Here is a 20483-nt window from a genome sequence, read left to right as displayed (position 1 = left end):
GAGCGGCTCTTTTTATTGGGGTACACCGCCTAAATAAATTGCGGTACACCGCTTTAACAAATTGTGGTGTACCGTCTTAACAAAGGTCAGCTACATCATTCTCATGAAGTAAGGAATAATCAGGGCGTTCGCTAAATCAATGAAGAACGCGCATACCAATGGCACGATGATGAAGGCTTGTGCTGAATGCCCATATTTCTGACTTACTGCCGACATGTTTGCCATGGCTGTAGGTGTTGAACCTAACGAAATCCCTCCGAACCCAGCACATACAACAGCCGCATCATAGGTCTTACCCATTGATGGGAACACGATGAAGATATTGATTATCACGGCCAGTAGCAGCTGCATTGCCAATATCGCGAAGATAGGACCCGCCAAATCAATGAGCGTCCAAAGCTGCATGCTCATTAATGACATCGCCAAAAATGTACCCAGAGAGATTTCAGCAATTAAGTCGATAGCGGGCGAGCGTGTCGGCCATTTTGCGCCCGAGATTCTTGGGTAGGAGTCTGGCATTACGTTGGTGATCACGATACCCGCAAACAAACACGATACGAACAGTGGAAGTTGTAATCCTGTTTGACTGATCAATTCATTAAGCAACGCGCCGACAATGACACAAATATGGATCGCTAATACGGCGTCCAAAAATTGAAATGATGTGAGAGCTTGTTGTTGCTTTTTGGCCTTTGAATCGATTGAGCCTGATTGCTCATCGGTAGGTTTGAGGTTATGACGCTTGATGAGAAACTTTGCAATAGGACCGCCCATCAGGCTGGCTAAAATCAGCCCGAACGTTGCACTGGCGATACCAATTTCCATTGCGCTTTCTAGGCCGAATTCTTCTGCAACCTTGGGTGCCCAGGCAATCGCGGTGCCATGTCCGCCAATCAGTGAAATACTTCCGCTGAGTAGACCAAAGACAGGCTCTAGGCTAAACATTGATGCGACAGAAATACCGACGATGTTCTGCATGATCATGAAGAAGATAGTGATTGCTAGCAAAATGACCAAGGGCTTTCCGCCTTTGAACAGGTCTTTCAAACTTGAGTTAATACCAATCGTGGTAAAGAAGTAGACCAATAATACATCGCGAGCAAACAGATCAAACTGCACTTCGATTGAGGTCGTCGCGTAAAGAGCCGCGAACAGGAGCGATGCCAAAATCCCGCCAGATACAGGTTCTGGAATACTGAACTCTTTCAAAAAACCGATGACCTGATTGAGCCTCCGACCGATAAATAGAACCACGATCCCCATGGTCACTGCAAAGAATGACCCGAGATGTAAGATGTTGTTTTCAAATTCCATAGTGATCCTTGTAAAGGTGAAATTATGACGTGATTTTTGATCGCCAGATTGCGCTTTAATAAGCAACTAGATTAACATCATTTGTTATATTCAAATGATAAGAAGTTTTGAAATTCCGGATCGGCAACAAGTTGTTTGTTACCTTCTTCAATCAATAGGTCGACGTTTTCTTTATCTATCATAAAGTCCGTCGGAATTTGATTAGTAAATAACGTTTGTTGGAATGTAGGTTTGATTCTGCTGCGCAGCAGATGGGCTTGTGTTGGTTGCTTTGTTTTTCGCGCTACAGCCTGAAAGGGCAAGCGAGAAGGCCACTAACAGTGAAACTTTCGCGAACCCTTTAAAATCGGGGCTAGGTGTGTTGAATGTGTTTACTTTGTTTTTTGGCATAGCGCATTTCAAACTAACGTTGTGATTGAGTGAAAGGCGATTTTCGTTGATATCTAATATGCCATCAATAGCATCGCTTGTGATTCAGTGTCACGATTTTCATAACAATAGAGAGCTGTCTATGCTTATTTAGAACTGTTTACAGTCATCTTCGGTAATCTTCAGCAATATGGAGTTATCTCCAGCAATTCATGGCGACTTAATTCTACCCAAAAAAACAATCTTGCTTGGTTTCATTCCACAAAGGATATTGCTTCATGACTTGGGTGTAGAGCTTACTTTCAAGGTGCGCTCTTAACCAACGTCCTACGTTTTGATATTCAGATTGCACAAACCACTTCTTCTCAACTCTTACGAACTGGCTAACAAACGGCATCACGGCAAAATCGGCTAAGCTTGGGGTTTCTCCAAAAAAGTAGGGCTGATCGGTGAGCAGCGCTTCTAACTGACGAATGAACGCTTCGCAGGTTTGTCGACGTTGTTCAACATCGATGTTTCGGTAACGAACAGACGCTCTGTACTTTTCTAAGTGGCCAATAAACTCATCATCGTTAACTTTAATGAGCTGGTGGATTTGTTGATTAAGTGTTGGGTTACTTGAACGTAGAAGATCTTGAGGATCGTTTTGTTGAAGCGCCCAGTTCATCACATCTAAGCTCTGCTCGATGATTTGACCATCAGGCAATACCAATACTGGAACAGTGCCTTTTGGCGAACTGGCCAATAGTTCGCTAGGCTTATCTTTGGTAACAATTTCTCGAAGTAACACTTTCTGCTGTGATAGTGCGATGCCCATCCTTCCTCGCATAGCGTAAGGGCAGCGTCTTAAAGAATAAAGGATAGGTAAATCGAATTCGTTTGGCATTATTGAGGTCATTTAGTTTGGAAAGTGTTGTTAGGTGGTAAAGAGATCGTGTTGTAGGTAGAATACGCGCCTTAAAAATTATAAGTAAGTGAGCGACTTCAAAAATGAGCAGAAAGATTGAGTTATTAGCCCCAGGTGGCGATGTCGAGGCGATTAAAGCCGCTATCGTGGCCGGTGCCAATGCGGTTTATTGTGGTTTAGACACCTTCAACGCTCGTAACAGAGCCTCTAACCTTTCGTTAGATGAGTTGAATGGTGTGATTCGCCTTGCTCATGAATATGGTTGTGAAGTGTTTCTGACTCTTAACGTTGTGCTGCTGGAGCATGAAATTAAGACTATCACTAAATTGCTGAACCAACTGGTGAACACCAAACTAGACGGCATCATCGTTCAAGATCTTGGTTTGTTTGATTTGGTGAAAAAGCATTTCCCATCGTTAGATGTTCACGCATCGACTCAGTTAACGACGCACAACGAAGGCCAGATTAAGTTCTTGTCTAAGATTGGCGCGACGCGCGTTAACTTGTCTCGTGAATTGAACCTACCAGAAATCAAAATGCTGACGGAAGTGGCACATGATCACGATGTACTGACTGAAGTGTTCGTACACGGTGCTTTGTGTATCGCATTCTCTGGTCAATGTTACTCAAGCTCAGTAAGTGTGGGTAACTCAGGTAACCGTGGCCGTTGTAGCCAAGCATGTCGTGATGAATACGAAATCACCAACGCAGGCAACAAGTTCCCACTGAACTTGAAAGATAACTCCGCTTACTACGACCTACCTGAACTGGTTGACGCGAAAGTTGACTCGTTGAAAGTAGAAGGCCGTATTAAAGGCGCACACTACGTATACACTGTGGTAGACACGTGGCGTAAACAGATTGATAGCTTTGTAGAAAGTGGTTTGTTGATCGAAGACGATTCGAACTTACACAAAGTATTCAACCGTGATTTCACCAACTCTTTCCTTAAGGGCAACCTAACGAAAGACATGTTCATTGATAATCCTCGTGACAACAGCATGAACTACGCCGTTGATAAAGCGACGAAAGAGAACAATGAAATCTCTGTTGTGCAAATTCAAGAAGTGACCAGCGATCTTTATGAAGCTAAGAATGCGCTAGGTAGTGAAATGCGCGACAAGATCGAGTTCCTTGATATTCGTAAAACGCCGGTGTCATTGTCGTTTAGCGCTAAGGTGGGTCAACCATTTACGGTGACAGTGAACACACCAAAAGAAAACTTTACGGTTCAATCTCAATCGTTATTGGCAACAGCTAAAGAGACTGCGATTACTCAGGCGTTACTTGAAAAGCGTTTCAAGTCAGTGAAGAGTGCTGTTCATACGCTTGAAAACTGTAACTACGACAACTTAGATGAAGGTCTGATTCTTCCTTTGAAAGAAGTGTCGGTCTTAAAAGACGAAATCGATTTCATCTTAAACGGTTCTGTGAAAGTGATTAAGCACGTTGAAGTGCCAGCACTGCCTCAGCACCCGAAGGTGAACGAGAAGCCAACTATGTCGATGCTTATCGCGGATGTGGAAGACCTACACCTGTGTGACGTAACTGACGCGGATGTATACTTCAAACTGCCTGAAAGCTTCAAGAAGCGTTGTAACAAGTACATCGATATCTTGGCAGCAAACTCACGTTTGATTCCTTGGTTCCCTGCAGTATTGATCGGCAAAGATTACGACGAAGCAGTTCGTATCCTTGAAGAGATCAAGCCAGCTCGCATCGTGACCAACAACACGGGTATTGCCTACAAAGCTTACGAGATGGGAATTGAGTGGGTAGCAGGCCCGTTCATGAACACCACAAACTCTCACGCATTGGTTACGCTGAAAGAAGAGCTAAACTGTGCTGGTGCTTTCATTTCGAACGAGATCAACAAAGGTCAGATTCGTCATATTCGCCGTCCAGAGAACTTCAAACTGTTCTACAGCATCTACCACCCAATCTTGATGATGACCAGTCGTCAGTGTTTCTTCCAAAGAACGGTAGGTTGTAACAAGCCAAGCATTGAAGCGGGTTGTATGTTGAAGTGTGAGAAAGCGACCACGATTACTAACGTGAAAGGCATCTCTTTCGCGGTGGATAAGCAGAAGGGCGGCTACCCAAGCATTTACAACCACGAGCAGTTCTTAAACCATGACGCTGTAACGGATTTCTCAGGTCTGTTCGACGAGTTCTTCATTGACCTGACCAACATCGGCGCGGGTTCGAAAGAAGTACAAGACAAAGTAGAGCTGATTAAACATTTCCAAGGTTTGATTAACGGTGTTGATGGTTCACAACAGAACCTAGAGCAGATGGTTGAAGTTCGAACTAACGCTCAATATGTGCAAGGTCTATAGGCTGCAAGGCTTATAGGTCTATAGCCAAAAGCTTATAAGCCCAGAAGATCAAACAAAAAGCCACTCAACAATCGAGTGGCTTTTTAATGTCTGAAATTTTCTGAGTCTTTTTCAATTAGCGAATACGTTATTCCGTCACAGCTTCCTGTTTGAAGCATGGGTTTTTCAACGTGTTCATCTTTTCAATTTCGTTGGTTAAGCGCAGCGAGAGCAGGGCTTTTTGGTTTGAAGCGAAATCGAACATAACGATAGTCGCAGTGCCGATTGTCGTCAGCTTCTGCTGAGCCTTACTGACGATCGCGTATTCCATGGTGAAGCGGTCGTCTTGAATGTCTGTAACACGAGAACCGATCATCAGCGTGTCTGGATACGTGACTGGTCTGAAATATTTACAATAAGTGTCGCCAAGAACAGGGCCAACTTTGGTAATTGCCATCTCTTCCATCAGCTCGACATGCTTGAAAAAATCTAAGCGAGCAGTTTCGAAATAACGAAAATATACGGCGTTGTTAACGTGATTAAGCGCGTCCATTTCTCCCCAAGCGACAGGGATTTCTGTTACTACCGGGTAGTCAGATAATAGTGCTTCCATGCGAACTCTCTTATTGTTATCTGCGGGATAAGTTGTTATTGGAATAAAAACCCTACCGTTAAATTAACAAAACTGCAACACGTGTGATTTAAGTTTTTGAAGCTTGAAACCACACAATGTCAGGGACTTAGTCTTTCATTACTTAATGACTTGAACGCATTTGCTCCATAACTTAGCTATTAAGGTGTTTGAACTGCAGTTCAACTAAGCGTTGGTACAATTCGCAGCTATTGATGAGAGACTGGTGGTCGCCGATGTCTACTAGCTGCCCTTTATCGAGTACCGCAATCTGGTCGGCGTGTTTAATTGTTGATAATCGATGGGCGATAATGATCGTCGTTCTGCCACGCATTAACTCTTCTAAAGCTTGTTGAACATGATGCTCACTTTCACTGTCTAGCGCACTGGTTGCTTCGTCCAACAATAGAATATTCGGATCTTTTAAGATGGCACGAGCGATTGCGATACGCTGACGCTGACCGCCAGACAATCTCACGCCACGTTCACCAAGAAAACTGTGATAGCCTTCAGGTAAGTTCTGAATGAACTCGTGCGCGTGCGCTTTTTTCGCCGCTTCGATAACTTGCTCGTCCGTTGCTTCTGGGTTCCCGTATCGAATGTTATGGAACACATCGTTGCTGAACAGAGCGGGTTGCTGCGGTACAAGCGCCATCTGCTTTCTTAGCTCGTTCGGATCAAATTGATTCAGTTCAACACCGCCTAACGTTACTTTGCCTATTTGTGGGTCGTAGAAACGTTGCAGCAGTTCAAATAGGGTGGTTTTACCTGCGCCAGACGGGCCAACCAATGCCAACACTTTACCTTCATGGGCCGTTAGCGTGAGGTTGCTTGTTGCGGGCTGGTCGGGTCTTGATGGGTAACAGAAGGTCACATCATCAAAAGCGACTTCTGGTGTCACGTTATCGAGTGATGTTGGTTTTTCTACAGGCGCAACAATATGGCTTTCAACTTGCAGAATTTCAATTAATCGTTCTGTCGCACCTGCCGCACGTTGCAATTCACCCATCACTTCAGAAATCGTACCTAGCGATGAAGCGACCATAATCGCGTAGAAGACAAATGCAGCTAGATCACCCGCCGACATCGTGCCGTTAATAACATCACTGCCGCCAACCCAAAGCATGCCTGCAATCGCACTGAACACGATAACAATCACACCAGAGATAAGAATCGCGCGTTGTTTTACACGTTGGCGACCAATCTCATAAGCCTTTTCTACTTCAATTGCGAACGATGCTTTCTCTTGCGCTTCTCGGCTGTAGCTTTGCACCGTTTTGATGTGTTCAATCGCTTCGCCAGCATAAGAACCCACATCAGACATCGAATCTTGGCTTTGGCGAGATAGGGCTCTCACTCGTCGACCGTATACCAAAATCGGAATCAGGATAAACGGCACTGAGGCCAACACGATCAGCGTTAGCTTAATGTTGGTCGCGAACAGCATGATGATTGCGCCAATACACATTAATCCACTGCGCATCGCCATAGAGAACGACGAACCTATGATGCTTTGAAGCAGAGTTGTGTCGGTTGTGATGCGCGACATGATGTCGCCACTGCCATTGGTTTCAAAGTAACTCGGGTGAAGTGTCACCACGTGATTGAAAACCGACAGGCGTATATCCGCACTTACTCGCTCACCAACAGAAGAGACCAAATAGAAGCGAAAGAAGGTGCCAATCGAGATCAGCACGACTACAACCATGATGAATTGAATCGCACTGCCTAAATCTGATAACGATTGTTGACTGAAGCCTTGGTCGATAAGAAGACGGATACCATGCCCGACCGAAAGGGTTAAGCTCGCCGTGAAGATCAAAGCGATCAGCGCTGCAATCACACGGCCTTTATAGGGCTGAATAAATTTGCTGAGCTCAAATAAAATACTGAGGCTTTTCTTCTCAGGTTTGGGTTGTGGCGCCTTTTTAGTCGATCGTTGAACCGTTCGCTGAGTAGAGTCACGCGTAGAAGAGACATCGTTTTGCATATGACTGCCTTAATGTGTTGTCGCTTTAAGAGTAGATGGCTTGTTGTTTGTACGTACTTGTCACGAATTAAGTGCTAGTCGTTCGTAAATGTTTGTTGCTTACAAGAGAAACCATTAAAGCACGCATCACTGACGGATGCTTCCTACGATACTCAATTTTCGGACTTTGATGCCTAGCAAGTGACGGAGTCGATACTGTTCAAAAGGAACATTAATCATTTAGTGGCGCTTGAAATAAAGATCAAATGAGCTATTTGATTCTAATTTTTATGCATGTGAGCGTAAGCCAATGGCGAATAGAAGCTACAGGTTCTTAGATCTTGTACTGATTTTTTAATTGGAAGAGAAACGTTTGCTATTTATCTCGATATTAACTTTATCAATGACTTGCGAATTTTGGTTGTAAGACCAGTTATAGCGACTGTTTTTTGTGCAATATTTGTTACAAAAATTCAACAAAGTAGTTTTTTATACATTTTTCTTGCATAAAACCTCGGATTGAATAGAATAACCAACAAATGACAATTAATGCAGTATTGTGGCATGAGTATTCAAGTAAAGAGCGTCAACAAATCATACGGTGATACCCAAGTTCTTCACGACATCAGTTTCGACTGTGAGAGTGGCGAAACCTTGGTATTGCTTGGCCCAAGCGGCGCGGGCAAGAGTTCATTACTGCGTGTATTGAACCTGCTAGAAATCGCGGACAACGGCGAATTAGACATTGCGAACGAGCAATTCGATTTTTCAAGCCAAATCCAAGAGAAGCAGGGGCTTAAACTTCGTCGTAAAGTCGGCATGGTGTTCCAGCAATACAACTTATGGCCACACATGACGGTGATGGAAAACTTGATTGAAGCACCAACCAAAGTGGCGGGTTTGGATAAGCAAGAAGCGATTAAGCAAGCGCAAGAAGTACTAAAGACACTTCAACTTGCAGACAAAGCCGACGCTTGGCCACTTCAACTGTCTGGCGGTCAACAACAGCGTGTTGCGATTGCACGTGCGCTGATGATGAAACCGGATGTGTTGTTGTTTGATGAACCAACAGCGGCGCTTGATCCTGAGATCACCAACCAAGTCGTGAGCATTATTAAAGAATTGAGCGGAACGGGCATTACCCAAGTGGTCGTGACGCACGAAGTCGATTTCGCGAAGAAGATTGCTAGCCACGTTCTGTACCTAGAGAAAGGGTACATCGTTGAACACGGCACCAGCGATTCATTCGTTAATCCGCAGACACCTGAGTTTGCTGAGTATTTGACTCATTAAGTAAGTCTCTTATTAAAAGAAAGTTGACTCACTAGATTTAGCTAAACACAACATCAATTAAAACAATCAAATTATAAGAATGGCCACAGGCCGCTACTACACAGTATTCGGAGTAACAAAATGAAAAAGATTCTACTAGCTTCACTTATCGGCCTTGCTTCTTTTAACGCAGCGGCGCAAGAAGAAATCAAATTCGCAATGGAAGCAACTTACGCACCATTCGAATACATGGATGAGAACAACCAAATTCAAGGTTTTGACGTAGACCTAGCAAACGCACTTTGTGAAGAGCTGAAAGCAACGTGTACTTTCCACAACCAAGCATTTGATAGCTTGATCCCTGCACTTAAATTCAAACGTTACGATGCGGCTATCTCGGCAATGGACATCACAGAAGCGCGTCTTAAACAAGTGAACTTCTCTAACGCATATTACGACAACTCTGCAGCATTCATCTCTTTCGAAGGCAAAGTAGCAGACCAAGCAGCACTAGAAGGTAAGCGTGTTGGTGTTCAAAACGGTTCTACTCACCAGAGCTTCCTACTTGAGCAAATGACTGGCGTAACAGCGGTACCTTACTCAAGCTACCAAGATGCATTCATCGACATGAAAAACGGTCGTATTGATTCTGTATTCGGTGACACAGCCGTTGTAGCAGAATGGTTCAAGAAAGAAGACAACCTAACGTACGTTGGCGACCAAGTAACAAACCAAGAGTACTTCGGTAACGGCTTTGGTATCGCAGTAAACAAGAGCAACCAAGAACTTGTAGACCAGCTTAACGTTGCACTTTCAGCTGTGAAAGCGAACGGCGAATACGACAAGATCTTTAACAAGTACTTCGGTAAGTAATTTATGGAATTAACGGGTTACTCTTTAGGGCTCGTCGAAGCAAGCTGGATGACTGTTCAGCTTGCGTTCGTAAGCCTATTGGTTGGATTGGTTCTAGCAGTTTTGTTTGCAAGTGGTGAGATGTCTCGTCGTATTGTAATCAAATGGCCAACGACTGCATTTGTGACGATTGTTCGTGGTTTACCAGAAATTTTGGTCGTACTGTTTATCTACTTTGGTTCGACACAAGTTCTGTTCATGATCACTGGCGACTTCATAGAAGTGAGCCCGTTCTTATCTGGTGTTGTTGCACTGTCACTTATTTTTGCTTCTTACGCTTCGCAAACTATTCGTGGTGCGTTGAAAGCAGTAAGCAAAGGGCAGAGAGAAGCAGCAAGTGCGCTTGGTATTTCACAATCTCGTGCTTTCTTCAGAGTCGTATTGCCACAAGCAGTAAGACACGCTCTACCAGGGTTAACCAACCAATGGTTAGTGTTATTGAAAGACACCGCATTAGTATCGCTGATTGGCGTAACCGATCTATTGAAACAAGCGCAATTAACATCAGCGGCAACGCACGAAGCATTTACTTGGTACGCGACAGCAGCTGCAATCTACTTGGTCATCACTTTAATCACACAAAGATTGGTAAAAGTGATTGATGGTAAGTTCTCTATTCAAGGTTTGGGTAACAAAGGGGCAATGGCATGAATCAACAATACCTCTCTCAAATGCTTGAAGGCTTAGTGACCAGTCTTCAACTCACAGGTGCTTCATTGCTTGTTGGTTGTATCTTGTCATTGCTGATGACGGTAACGCTAATCCTAAGAATACCGGCGATTCACTGGTTAACACGTGGCATCATTACGCTGTTTACCGGCACACCATTGTTGGTTCAGATCTTCTTGGTGTATTACGGCCCGGGTCAATTCGATTGGATTCGTGAAAGCTTCCTATGGACATGGCTTAGCCAACCTTGGTTCTGCGCAATGTTAGCACTCGCACTGAACACCGCGGCATACAGCACGCTACTGTTCAGAGGCGCATTCAACGCGATTCCAGCAGGGCAGTGGGAAGCATGTCGTGCATTAGGCATGGACAAAATTGCGACGCTTAAAGTGTTACTGCCATACGCACTGCGTCGCGCCGTTCCAGCTTACTCGAACGAAGTTATTCTAGTCTTCAAAGGTACATCACTGGCAAGCACCATCACCATCATGGATTTGATGGGCTACGCTCAGCGTATCAACGGCCAAACCTACGACACGCTCACAGTGTTCGGCATTGCTGGCGCATTCTACCTAGCAGTGAATGGTGTATTAACGCTGATTTTCCGTCAGGTAGAGAAGAAAGCCCTCGCATTCGAAGCGGCGTAAGCTAGCAATTCACAAGTTAACTAACGTATAAAGCCTGCCATTTATGTTCGCATAAATGGCAGGCTTTTTTGTGTTTGGGTATGTGCAGGGTACTGTGATTACATACAGTGCGGGCGAGTTTTCGCTAAAATCATACTATATAGAAATATTCTGCATTTTGTCATTCAATGAGTTTATCTATGTTTTAAGTCACTGAAATACTGTGATTAATCATGGTAGAGTGCCGCACATATGAAACTAGATAGAAAAATTCTATATTTAAATGCAGAATTTTTCTGCCTAAGAGCTGTTGAACTAAGCCGCTTCGCGGAGGACTTTCCTCTCACTTATCCGATAGACCAAACTTATGATGTATCCATAGATTAAGGAATACATCATGAGCCCATTAAGACAACAACTTATCGATGAAATGGCGGTTCGCCGTTTTTCTCCGAAAACCCATGCTAGCTATTTACGTTGGGTTAAAGATCTATCTACTACTTACGATCTATCTCCCGATTTACTTACCGATCAACAGATTAGTGCGTATTTGCGCACGCTCATTAAAGAGCGGAACTTAAGTAGCAGTACTTGTGCTCAAGCGTTGAATGCCATCTTGTTCTTTTATCGTGCCGTTTTGAATAGGGAATTTGAAGAGCGACTGGTTCCCCCGATTAAACGTGCCAGTAAAATACCGGAGCTGCTTAATCGCGAGGAAGTAAGAAGTATCATTAGTCATTGTCGAAGTCTTAAATATCAGACCGCACTTGAAATGTGTTACGGGTGTGGCCTACGTGTCAGTGAGGTCGTCGGCTTGTACGTGAAAGACATCGATGGTACGGCGAAACGACTGCACATTCATTGTGGTAAAGGTAAAAAAGATCGCTTTGTTCCACTGGGTGATAGCCAACTGAATCATCTTCGAAATTACTGGCGTCATTATCACCCAACCGTAGTGCTGTTTCCCAGCCTAGAGCCCGAAAAGCCATTGGGTATTAGCTCTTTGCAGAAGTGCTTCAAAGCAGCAAAAGTTGAGGCAAACGTCAGAAAATTAGGAGGAATACACGCCTTGAGGCACGCTTATGCGACTCATCAGCTCGAATCGGGCATGCCTTTGAATGTTCTGCAGCGTTACCTCGGACATTCGAATATCAAAACGACATTGAGGTACACCCATTGGATAGGTCATCACAACGAAAGCTCGGACGGAAGTAAGTTCGACTTAGTTGCTCAACTATGGGAGGAGAGCGAATGAACGCATTATCTCCTTACCAAGCCGTATTAACACAAGGCTTAGAAGAGCTTGATAAAAGCAAAGTCACACCGAGGCAGTGGCAAGTACTCCATCATTTAAGAGACTGCCGAACAGAGCGTATGGGCACTTACGACTGGCGTTGTCAGCAATGTGGCCATGAAACTCGTTGGTACTGCTCTTGTCGAGATCGTCATTGCCCCAATTGCCAAGAGCAGATGAGACAGCAATGGCTAACAAAGCGAAGCCAAGATATTTTACCTGTGGCCTACCATCATATGGTTTTTACCTTACCTCACGAGTTCAATGCTCTGGTTAAAGCGCATCCTAAGGTGGTTTATCAATGCTTGTTTCATTCAGTGTGGGCAACATTATGCGCGTTTGCTAATGAGCGGCATCACCTTGTCGGTCAACTTGGAGCATTAATGGTTCTTCATACTTGGGGAAGAAATCTGAGTCAACATACTCATATTCATTGCCTACTACCGAGTGGGGTGCTTACAAAAGATCGGCAATGGCAACCGACAAGAAAAGAGAGTTACCTGCTTCCGGTTAAAGCCTTATCCGTTCGCTTTAAGAAAGAGATGTTATGTCGAGTAAGCGAGTTAATAGCAACGCACAGTAATTTATTAGAGGAAGCCGCTAGTAAGAGATGGGTTGTGTACAGTAAACCTGTACTCCACGAGCCTACAGCGGTAGTGGGTTATCTATCGCGGTATTGCAATCGTATCGGGTTAAATCCCAACCAATTAAGTTATAACGTGGATGGCCGTATCACGATGAGTTACAAAGACTACCGAACCAATGGGACGCAAAGAATGTGTTGTAATGCGGGCGAGTTACTTCGACGCTTACTTTTACATGTGTTGCCTAAAGGGCTAATGCGAATACGCTACTATGGCTTTCTAGCTAATGCGGTACGGGTAAAAGCGATAGCGGAAATTAGGCAAAGCTTACGAAAGCGACCCGCAGAGAAATCGGAAGTGCTGAAAGAGAAACCGTGTTGTCCGAACTGCCATAGCAACAGCATGGTACTCGTGTGCATCAATATTAGACCTAGGATAGTCGTTTCAGAGCACCGACTGACCTAGTTGTCTGATTGTAATGAATAAAATTATCGTTGCGTTATGGCGAGAGGGGCATTGTTCGCTTTTAAAAAGATTATGCAACGGGTATAGTCGCAGTAGATAAATTGGTGGCTAGAAGTGAAAAATGGACGGCTGACGGGGTACCGGTCTTAATGATAATAGTGGAACGTAAGTCAGTCCTAAAAAGCAAATTCCATAGATAGAAGCGGCCAAGTCCAACAGGTATTTATCCATTGTGCTACGACAATGGATAAATACTTAAGCGTTATGCATTTCATCTAGTTTTGCACACTATGTAAGCCATTAAGGAAAATAACTTGAAACAACATTTAAGTAACTTGGACGAACTGCTCCAAAAAGTTAGAAATACTCATTCAAAGAACTATTTAAATGAAGCCATTGCTTCATACAGAATAGGTGCATATCGTGCTGCATTGATTACGACGTGGATTGCTGTATGCGTTGATATTATAGAAAAAATAAAAGAGTTAAGTTTAGGCGACGATCCAATTGCGAAACGATTAGAAGAACGTTTAAACGGTATTAATTCAAATGATCCTGCTTCGATGCTTTCTTTCGAAAGAGACATTTTAGATATGGCATGTGATGAACTTCAGTTGATATCTGCAATCGAAAAATCTCACCTTGAAAGACTTAAAAATGATAGAAATGTTTGTGCTCACCCAACGTTTTCTGATGATGGAAATCAGTTCACACCATTAGCAGAACTTGCACTTTCATATATAGTTCAAGCATCAAATTACCTTTTAATTCATGCGCCAGTTAAAGGCAAGGTGGTGATCCAACGTTTATTTGATTTAATTAATGAAGCTTGTTTTCCTGAAGACTCAGAAAAAGCGTTTACTGTTCTTTCATCCGAAAATAACTTAGGTCGGGCAAGAGAAAGTAGTGTTCGTAACTTATCTTTAATTTTATTAAAAAGAGTTTTTCGTGACGAAAACGGAATTAGCCCTGAACTTTTAAATCGTATATCTGCTTCTTTGGGGGCAATAGAGCGAATTGCACCTGATATCTACAATGAAGTTATGGAAAATAAATTTGGAACAATGCTTTCAACAGCCACAGATATTCAATTAATGCGTGTGTTTCCATTCCTTATCACAAGAGATGTTTGGGGAAATATTGATGATGCCGAAAAAATCAGAATTGAAGGTTTAATTCAATCAATGTCTGTTGATGACCTTGTCAAGTATGGGGTAACAAAGCTCACAGAGTCAAATTATGAAATTAAGTCTAAATTAACGCCAGTAATTCAAGAGCTTAATAACTCTCAAAAGTACACTTTATTTTCATCATACCCATCTAAAACCTTTAAAAAAGAAGCTATACATTTATTCGCTGATTCAAGAAGTTTTGATAGTGCAGAATTAAGAGGTTCAAATATTTTAATTCCTATCGCGAAACATTTTAATGATGATGATTTTAATCAATTATTTGATGGAGCTTTATCTAACACTGGTTCTTATGGGCACAACCAGATACTTTATGCTGGTGATATAGGTTCATTCTTTACAAATTTATATCAAGAGTCGAAATCCTGTGAGGCTGACTACAAAAACCTTTGGAAAGGGTTTAGAGAAAAATTAGCAGCTAGAGGTGTAGACTATCCATCTTTAGATAAATTACTTATTACCGACAATATAATTGAAAAAGAGGAAGAACAAGAGGAAGCTGTAATTCCTGCGCTCTAAATGCATAACAAGCTGTTAAACAAGGACAAAATATAGTTGGCTTTTGCTCCTTCGTCGCTAATTTTAGCCAACTATATTTTGCCTGTTAACAGGGCTACATGGATTCCCCCCAGGTTGTCAAACATCCGCTAAACTTATGTTGATGGGTTTTGGACTGCCGCTCTACATTCGGCCTACTTATCGACGATTCGCATACGTCGTGGCCCTGATGACTTGCGCGACTGCGGTGCCTTATTCGTTAGATGACATCTAATGTGTCCGCCGCATTAACAGGCTCTCCGCAAGTGGTCTTAACCTATCTCCATCATTAGCGTTTGCAATGACCCGGTGGGTTTAACTCTTTATACTGCTTAGTTTTTTACTTAAGCAGCATAGTTTTCGTATTCTGTTTGATTGTGTAAAAGCGACCATATAATTCGTGCGTTCTTCGCGGCAAGTGCCACTATCGCTCGGTTCATACCTCTTCGTTCTAGAACGCCTCTGCACCACTGACTTAACTTATCTTGCTTGTCGCCAAGGTTGGCAATGACGGTCCTCGCCCCGTGAACTAATAGTGTTCGTAAGTATTTGTCGCCGTGTTTGGTTATCCGACCTAACCGAGGTTTTCCTCCCGTCGAATATTGTTTTGGTACGAGTCCTAGCCAAGCTGAGAAATCACGGCTTTTATCAAATTGAGAGCCATTGCCTATCGAAGCAAGTATCGCAGTAGTGGTTTGCGGCCCAATGCCTCGAACTTTCATCACTCGTTGAACATTAGTGCTGACCTTGGCGAAAGAATCGAAGACTTGTTCAGTATTGGCGATACGTTGATTCAATTCTCCAAGGTGGTGATAAGCATCGGCAATCACCGTTCTTGCGAGATGTGGCAGTTAATTTTCTGCATCTTCAAGCATTAAGGGAGCGTGTTTCATCAATGAAGAGCGACCAACAGGAATGATTAATCCGAATTCAGAAAGCAGGGCACGCATGCGATTCATAAGCGCGGTTCGTTCACGAACCCAATGCTCTCTTATTCTATGTACCGATAGGATGGCTTGTTGCTCGGGGGATTTTATGGACACAAAGCGAGTAGATGGACGCTGAACAGCTTCGCAGATAGCTACTGCATCATTAAGGTCGTTATTCCCTTTAGTTCGATAAGGAACCACGTATTTAACAGCCATAATGCGGGTGTTGTGACCGAGTTTATTGAGTGTTCTTGCCCAATAATGTGCGCCACCACACGCTTCAACGCCTATACGCATGAGTGGCATATTTGCTATTGTAGTCAGTAGTTTAGAGCGGGTTACTGACTTATGAAGTAAGACTTTACCATTTTGGTCTACGGCATGAAGGCTAAAGTGGTTTTTAGCTAGGTCGATACCGCAGAAATAAGAATAATCAGATATGGTGCCTCCGGTGCAATTTAGTACCACATAAGTGTGGCAGATCCTCGGAAGGGGGAATCCATGTCATTCGTTATATTTGTCTTCAGACTCCTGATGTTAAATGTGATTTGATTCATATCTTTGAACGTATAGTGTAATTACCCTAACTACTAAATGGTCTTTGTGATAAATGTATTAATCAAATAAATATTAAATCTCTATTGCATAGCTTGTATGCTGTTGTGATGAGGAGGCTAGGTGGAAAGTAATACTATCGCAGTTGAGAAACATAATGTAGCACCCTACTTATCTGTCCTATTGGGCGCAAAATCAACTAAGGAAAAATCATGCTCAGTGCATGAAGTGATTCTCCAATTATTGAAGGAAGAGTCTTCTGATGAAATGACTGTTGGTTCAACAATCAACGATGAAGTTGGAGAACTAGGAACAGTAAAAATTACATCATATACAATCGCTAAGGAACCTAGCTGGGCAAAAGGTTTGGATCTTAAAGATCTAGAGCACCATGTCTTCGTTAGCTTTAATGTTAGAGACCACCTTGCTTTTTATTTCTCTGAAAAAGGTAAAAAAGATACTATCCGAGAGTTTTTTGGGAAAAAGCGCTTACCAAACCTCTTCCCCATCCCAATTAGCAAGCTGAATGGCAATTTCATTAACGAAGACGAAATTAAAATGCTATGGCTATCGGGAATACACGGTAGAGATAACTTTAAAGCAGATTCCAAAGTTTTAGGTGGTAAAAGTGTTGCAGACACTCTAGATCCTTTGATTGATCAGTCGTATATGATGTCAGCAGTACGCACTGAAGTTTGGGGAACAAAATCAAAAAGCTCCGTCGGAATTAATCCATTTAAATCGTCAATATGGCGTGGACCTTGTAAAGATTGGATCACTTTTGAGAACAGGGTGTTAGAAATCTTAGACATACTGTCTATAAATAGTGTCGAATCAGAGAGTCCTATCGGGATATTGTCTTATCCAATATCTAAGCCCGATGATTTAAAAAATCCATATGATTTTTCTCTCGTAGATTACGATTTTTTACCAGAGGAAGACGGGCAACATCGTAAAGAACTGTTAAAAAAACTACAGTATGACTTTCATGTTGAACTCGTGAATAGTTTCGTTGAAAGTGACATTTCACTCGACATTTTCTACTCAGGGAAAAAGGTAGGACATATATGCGTAGAAGTTGAAGTTGATGACTATAAAGTAAGCTTTAAAGTAAAAAGTGAAACACCTTTAACTAAAAAGTACTTTGACTTATATAAACGAGTGTTTGTCTATCCTGAACTTGTTAAGTGCTGGTTTGAGTCGGGACATGCTGTTGTAAATGGCATGGTATTCAGAACTGGTTATCAAGATGTAGAATATGACAAGTTTTTATGGGCTGATTTTGAAAAGTACGACATCAAAAAGGAAAAACCTGGAGCAAATGCCCAAAAACCTTCATTAAAAGATATTGGTAAAGAAAAATCACTATTTTGTTGGGTACAAAAATGTTGGAGTGGAAACTGGCTAACATCAAATGAATTTAATACTACAGAAAAGCCACAAGGTTGGCTTTATTGTGATGATGGCGCAGGGGAAAAAGCCGACTTCATTCATTATGTTCAGCATGGTTCACTTCATCTAATATCGTTAATTCACGTCAAAGCGTCAAAATCTGATAAGACATCTCGGAAAATATCCGTAGGTGCTCATGACGTTGTACTTAACCAAGCTGTTAAGAACCTCAGGTATACAGCTAGGAAAGTCCTCGTTGAAGATCTGAAAGCAAGGCATGACAATGCAGATCATAAGGGATGCTGGCATAACGGAATTGAGGCAAAAGCAGAAGATTTCTTTAAAGTTCTACTGGGTTTAAAAGATAACAAGCACGTTAAGAATCGTGTTGTAGTTGTTCAACCACACACTCAGAAAAGCGTTTACCAAAATAGTGCAGGTAGCAAAATCAAAACTCAGTTAGACGTGTTATTAGTCAGCGCCGAGAATGCTATTAGATCTTCTGGAGCTGATTTCCATATCATTGGTTTAGCCGACAATTAAATATAACAAACGACTATGGCGTCAATGATTAGCTTTTGGCTGTATTTTCATTCCACATGGCGCCACCTCTCAGCATAGAGTTAACGGTTACAACCATCTTTCGAACACACGCGATTATTGCGACCTTCTTAGGCTTTCCAGCAGCTAAAAGCCGATTATAAGTTACTTTGAATCGGGGTTACATTGCATGGCTGACATCATTACCATATATAACACCGTGCGTTCTTGTGCTCGATCGCCTTGGATCACGCGCTTACCTTTGTAGCGTCCACTTTCGCGTGTTATTGGAGCGACACCAATGAGCGGCATATTTGCTATTGTAGTCAGTAGTTTATAGCGAGTTACTGACTTCTGAATATAACTTTACCATCTGGGTCTACGGCATGAAGACTAAAGTGGTTTTTAGCTAGTTCGATTCCGCATAAATAAGAATAATCAGACATGGTGCCTCCGGTGTAATTCAGTACCACATAAGTGTGGCAGATCCTCGGAAGGGGGAATCTATGTCATTCGTTAGCCCTCGTTGCCACTAATAATTAGGAAGGAATACTATGAAAACACTAATACCTTTTCACTCAATATCTTTGTTAAATAAGACGAAAATTGAAGGTGTGAATAAAGATGGTATGGTTTGTACAGTTCTAATTGGAGCTGCGTTAGAAGCGTTCTTACATGATCTGCAAGCTTGGTATAAGTCAGTTTTTGAGTCCGAACTAGGCGTCAATCGTAACTTAAGAAATGGTGTTATTAGAGTTGATAATGAGTACTTAGAAATTACAAGTGATGAAGTCGAATTGATGAATTATCTTCAAAAGCTTGAACAAAATAGAGAGCCTATCTCAAGTAAGTATCTAAAAATTAGTGCTAAATTAGATGTTAATCCTTATCAAATGGGAATGGCTCCATTTCAAGATTTTAGTGACCTCATAAAAATCAGAAACTTGTTAGTTCATCTAAAGACAGAGCCACTAAGAGTTGGTAGTGATAACAAGTCAATTTTGAAAGAGAGTTATCCAAAAGTGATCAGAAACTTAGTTCAAAGGAAATACATAGATGACTCGCTAGTTAATGATTCATGGATAAATGCCTTAAACTGCGAATCTTTTATAAATTGGTCACGGAAGACTTACGCAGAGATTATTGCTGATATCCTGTTTAGTCTTCCAGAAACTGACATTAGTCAATTTTTCAAAGAGCAGTATTGTTTTGCAATTGGCGCTGATCGTTATTAGGGCTAACAAACTGTTTAAGGAGGATTCGCAACGCGTGGCATTTTTACTGTGCGTTGGTTTTAGTGATTAAGGTTTTTTCAGTAGCTTCGGTATTGCGTTGTTCACGCTTTAACTTTTCGTTATAAGCTATTGCATTTGTTAAGTATTTCAAAGTATGCGTAAAAGGTTCTCAGTAATATTCTTTCTTTAGTTATGTAAAGCGGGTTACTTATGGGCTCATCATCTCGCAGCAAATCGGTTGCACTTATATCGAGTGTATTTTTTGTTCTAGGTCTTTTGTCAACGAACATTGATGGGTTAGGTTTAGCGCCCATATTTGTTGTGTTGATATCCTTCTTTATGCTTATTATTCATAGTTTTCTGCACTTTAGCGGTCGTAAAAATAGCGATGTATTTAATGCTTATGAAGAGTCAGCTAAAACTAAGGCAGCAGCACTAGAGTCTGGGCTGAACAATAAAAATAAGTAATACGGTCAAGCTAGTTCGCTTATAACAAGCGATAGCAATTTTATAGACCAGCTAGCTATTTTTCGCTACTCGCTACTCGCTTCAACGCCTATACGCATGAGTGGCATATTTGCTATTGTAGTCAGTAGGTTATAGCGAGTTACTGACTTCTGAAGTATAACTTTACCACCTGGGTCTACGGCATGAAGACTAAAGCGGTTTTTAGTTAGGGCGATACCTTTAAGTATCGTTCTAATAACAAATTTAAGTCGACTGTGTAGTGGTTGCGTTGTCAGCTACTTAACGCAGCGCTAACTGGCAAAAGGGA

15 protein-coding genes and 4 pseudogenes are annotated in these 20483 nt (G+C 42.2%); 10 read left to right on the top strand and 9 right to left on the bottom strand.

Annotation, left to right across the window (positions count from 1 at the left end; all coding sequences use genetic code 11):
• Window positions 1-90: 90 nt before the first annotated feature.
• From gltS to OCV30_RS07820, 3 genes are all read right to left on the bottom strand, one after another.
• Window positions 91-1314 carry a sodium/glutamate symporter gene (gltS, locus tag OCV30_RS07830; protein ID WP_065678012.1) on the bottom strand — a complete coding sequence of 408 codons (1224 nt, stop codon included), beginning with the start codon at window positions 1312-1314 and terminating at the stop codon, window positions 91-93.
• Window positions 1315-1515: 201 nt separating this feature from the next.
• A complete protein-coding gene (locus OCV30_RS07825; protein WP_065678011.1) occupies window positions 1516-1704 on the bottom strand; it encodes a hypothetical protein in 189 nt (62 codons plus the stop codon).
• Window positions 1705-1909: 205 nt separating this feature from the next.
• The gene (locus OCV30_RS07820; protein ID WP_065678010.1) at window positions 1910-2500 is read right to left on the bottom strand and encodes a glutathione S-transferase; all 591 of its coding nucleotides are present in this window, start codon (window positions 2498-2500) and stop codon (window positions 1910-1912) included.
• A gap of 173 nt (window positions 2501-2673) precedes the next feature.
• On the opposite strand from OCV30_RS07820, the gene OCV30_RS07815 reads away from it, so the two are divergent.
• The gene (locus OCV30_RS07815) at window positions 2674-4929 is read left to right on the top strand and encodes a peptidase U32 family protein (RefSeq protein ID WP_065678009.1); all 2256 of its coding nucleotides are present in this window, start codon (window positions 2674-2676) and stop codon (window positions 4927-4929) included.
• Between the two features lie 127 nt (window positions 4930-5056).
• Here OCV30_RS07815 and OCV30_RS07810 read toward each other — a convergent pair whose 3' ends face one another.
• A complete protein-coding gene (locus OCV30_RS07810; protein WP_065678008.1) occupies window positions 5057-5521 on the bottom strand; it encodes an acyl-CoA thioesterase in 465 nt (154 codons plus the stop codon).
• 172 nt (window positions 5522-5693) lie between these two features.
• Window positions 5694-7529, bottom strand: a complete 1836-nt coding sequence (locus tag OCV30_RS07805; RefSeq protein ID WP_065678007.1) for an ABC transporter ATP-binding protein/permease — start codon at window positions 7527-7529, stop codon at window positions 5694-5696.
• 543 nt (window positions 7530-8072) lie between these two features.
• Here OCV30_RS07805 and artP point away from each other — a divergent pair.
• From artP to OCV30_RS07770, 7 genes are all read left to right on the top strand, one after another.
• Window positions 8073-8801: an arginine ABC transporter ATP-binding protein ArtP gene (artP, locus tag OCV30_RS07800; RefSeq protein ID WP_141678265.1), complete on the top strand. Its 729-nt coding sequence runs from the start codon at window positions 8073-8075 to the stop codon at window positions 8799-8801.
• 120 nt (window positions 8802-8921) lie between these two features.
• A complete protein-coding gene (locus OCV30_RS07795) occupies window positions 8922-9653 on the top strand; it encodes a lysine/arginine/ornithine ABC transporter substrate-binding protein (protein WP_065678005.1) in 732 nt (243 codons plus the stop codon).
• A gap of 3 nt (window positions 9654-9656) precedes the next feature.
• Window positions 9657-10343 (top strand): arginine ABC transporter permease ArtQ, encoded by a 687-nt coding sequence (gene artQ, locus OCV30_RS07790; RefSeq protein ID WP_065678004.1) that lies wholly within the window; start codon window positions 9657-9659, stop codon window positions 10341-10343.
• Entirely contained in the window at window positions 10340-11008 is a 669-nt protein-coding gene (gene artM / locus OCV30_RS07785) for an arginine ABC transporter permease ArtM (RefSeq protein ID WP_012603999.1), read from the top strand. Before artQ ends, artM begins: the two co-directional genes overlap by 4 nt.
• 376 nt (window positions 11009-11384) lie before the next feature.
• Window positions 11385-12242, top strand: coding sequence for a tyrosine-type recombinase/integrase (locus OCV30_RS07780; protein WP_065678003.1), 858 nt, complete (start codon window positions 11385-11387; stop codon window positions 12240-12242).
• Window positions 12239-13330 (top strand): IS91 family transposase, encoded by a 1092-nt coding sequence (locus OCV30_RS07775; RefSeq protein WP_065678002.1) that lies wholly within the window; start codon window positions 12239-12241, stop codon window positions 13328-13330. Before OCV30_RS07780 ends, OCV30_RS07775 begins: the two co-directional genes overlap by 4 nt.
• Window positions 13331-13644: 314 nt before the next feature.
• Window positions 13645-15039: a hypothetical protein gene (locus OCV30_RS07770; protein ID WP_065678001.1), complete on the top strand. Its 1395-nt coding sequence runs from the start codon at window positions 13645-13647 to the stop codon at window positions 15037-15039.
• A 362-nt stretch (window positions 15040-15401) separates the two neighbouring features.
• Here OCV30_RS07770 and OCV30_RS07765 read toward each other — a convergent pair.
• Window positions 15402-16427: pseudogene (locus OCV30_RS07765) on the bottom strand (IS110 family RNA-guided transposase).
• Between the two features lie 237 nt (window positions 16428-16664).
• Here OCV30_RS07765 and OCV30_RS07760 point away from each other — a divergent pair.
• Window positions 16665-18476, top strand: a complete 1812-nt coding sequence (locus OCV30_RS07760) for a hypothetical protein (RefSeq protein WP_065678000.1) — start codon at window positions 16665-16667, stop codon at window positions 18474-18476.
• Window positions 18477-18504: 28 nt separating this feature from the next.
• On the opposite strand, the pseudogene OCV30_RS07755 reads toward OCV30_RS07760, so the two are convergent.
• Both OCV30_RS07755 and OCV30_RS07750 read right to left on the bottom strand, forming a co-directional pair.
• Window positions 18505-18779, bottom strand: a pseudogene (locus tag OCV30_RS07755) (transposase); the annotation flags it as partial.
• Window positions 18768-18919: pseudogene (locus tag OCV30_RS07750) on the bottom strand (IS110 family transposase); the annotation flags it as partial. The pseudogenes OCV30_RS07755 and OCV30_RS07750, both read right to left, overlap by 12 nt.
• Before the next feature lie 108 nt (window positions 18920-19027).
• Between OCV30_RS07750 and OCV30_RS07745 the strand changes: the two are divergent.
• Window positions 19028-19708 (top strand): hypothetical protein, encoded by a 681-nt coding sequence (locus OCV30_RS07745; protein WP_065677999.1) that lies wholly within the window; start codon window positions 19028-19030, stop codon window positions 19706-19708.
• Window positions 19709-20253: 545 nt separating this feature from the next.
• Here the strand turns inward: OCV30_RS07745 and OCV30_RS22940 are convergent.
• Window positions 20254-20412 (bottom strand): annotated as a pseudogene (locus OCV30_RS22940) (IS110 family transposase); the annotation flags it as partial.
• Between the last annotated feature and the right edge of the window lie 71 nt (window positions 20413-20483).

This window comes from Vibrio atlanticus (assembly GCF_024347315.1).
Taxonomy (GTDB): Bacteria; Pseudomonadota; Gammaproteobacteria; order Enterobacterales; family Vibrionaceae; genus Vibrio; species Vibrio atlanticus.
The sequence above is the reverse complement of the archived record's forward strand: the minus strand, read 5'-3'. Positions and strand labels throughout refer to the sequence as shown.

Bases quoted from the DNA above. Each gene is read 5' to 3' on its own strand.
- gltS (WP_065678012.1), bottom strand. From the start codon at position 1,314: ATGGAATTTGAAAACAACATCTTACATCTCGGGTCATTCTTTGCAGTG.
- OCV30_RS07825 (WP_065678011.1), bottom strand. From the start codon at position 1,704: ATGCCAAAAAACAAAGTAAACACATTCAACACACCTAGCCCCGATTTT.
- OCV30_RS07820 (WP_065678010.1), bottom strand. From the start codon at position 2,500: ATGGGCATCGCACTATCACAGCAGAAAGTGTTACTTCGAGAAATTGTT.
- OCV30_RS07815 (WP_065678009.1), top strand. From the start codon at position 2,674: ATGAGCAGAAAGATTGAGTTATTAGCCCCAGGTGGCGATGTCGAGGCG.
- OCV30_RS07810 (WP_065678008.1), bottom strand. From the start codon at position 5,521: ATGGAAGCACTATTATCTGACTACCCGGTAGTAACAGAAATCCCTGTC.
- OCV30_RS07805 (WP_065678007.1), bottom strand. From the start codon at position 7,529: ATGCAAAACGATGTCTCTTCTACGCGTGACTCTACTCAGCGAACGGTT.
- artP (WP_141678265.1), top strand. From the start codon at position 8,073: ATGAGTATTCAAGTAAAGAGCGTCAACAAATCATACGGTGATACCCAA.
- OCV30_RS07795 (WP_065678005.1), top strand. From the start codon at position 8,922: ATGAAAAAGATTCTACTAGCTTCACTTATCGGCCTTGCTTCTTTTAAC.
- artQ (WP_065678004.1), top strand. From the start codon at position 9,657: ATGGAATTAACGGGTTACTCTTTAGGGCTCGTCGAAGCAAGCTGGATG.
- artM (WP_012603999.1), top strand. From the start codon at position 10,340: ATGAATCAACAATACCTCTCTCAAATGCTTGAAGGCTTAGTGACCAGT.
- OCV30_RS07780 (WP_065678003.1), top strand. From the start codon at position 11,385: ATGAGCCCATTAAGACAACAACTTATCGATGAAATGGCGGTTCGCCGT.
- OCV30_RS07775 (WP_065678002.1), top strand. From the start codon at position 12,239: ATGAACGCATTATCTCCTTACCAAGCCGTATTAACACAAGGCTTAGAA.
- OCV30_RS07745 (WP_065677999.1), top strand. From the start codon at position 19,028: ATGAAAACACTAATACCTTTTCACTCAATATCTTTGTTAAATAAGACG.